The sequence below is a fragment of the Microcoleus sp. PH2017_05_CCC_O_A genome (genome assembly GCF_020738785.1).
Lineage (GTDB): Bacteria > Cyanobacteriota > Cyanobacteriia > Cyanobacteriales > Microcoleaceae > Microcoleus.
On record NZ_JAEQCB010000004.1, the window covers coordinates 66,598 to 67,456 of the forward strand.

Consider the following 859-nt stretch of genomic DNA (forward strand, 5'->3'; position numbering starts at 1 on the left):
GACAGTATCTTAGGCGCTCGTTTTCACGGGACAGCCTGCATTTATAAGGTTAGTTAAATTGCCTGTCATGTTCTTTCATACAAACAGGGAGCTTGGAGCAAACAATGACACCGACATTTTTAGGCATAGATATCAGTAAAAAAGACTTTCATGTTTTTTTACTGAAAGAAGAACGTGGCTCAAAACCCAAAAAGTTCACGAATAATACCGAAGGGTTTGAGAGCTTAAATCAGTGGCTCAAAAAACAAGGTGTTGAAGAACTTCATGCTTGTATGGAAGCCACGAGCATTTATGGAGATGCCCTAGCTGAGTTTCTGTATGAAGCAGGCTACCAGGTGAGTGTGGTTAATCCGGCTCGGATTAAAGGGTTTGCTAAAAGCGAACTTTTACGTACCAAAACTGACTCTGTAGATGCAGCATTGATTGCTCGTTTTTGTGCGGCGATTAAACCGTCATTTTGGAAGCCAACTCCGCTCGAAGTCAAGGATTTACAAGCTTTATTGCGACGACTAGAATCTTTAACCGAGATGTATCAACAGGAAGAGAATCGTTTGGAAACAGCTACAGAAACCGTAGCTAAACTTACGAAAGCTCATTTGGAATACATTAAAGAACAACAAGCCGAAATCAAAAAAATGATTAGCGATCATTTTGACCAACATCCGCATTTAAAACAGCAGCGCGAGCTGTTGACTTCGATTCCAGGTATTGGAGAACAGACGGCTGCTGTATTGTTAGCTGAAGTTGGTCGGATTGAAGATTATAAGAATGCTCGTCAACTGGCAGCTTATGCAGGTTTAACTCCCTGTGAGCGTAGCTCAGGAACTTCTGTACATGGCAAAACTCGTTTATCTTGTAC

Annotated in this window: 1 protein-coding gene; it reads left to right on the forward strand. The window is 41.6% G+C overall.

The genetic code is table 11. The features are described 5' to 3' along the window. Nucleotides 1-104: 104 nt before the first annotated feature. The coding region (locus tag JGK20_RS01350) for a transposase (protein WP_293228986.1) at nt 105-859 on the forward strand (755 nt) is incomplete at its 3' end.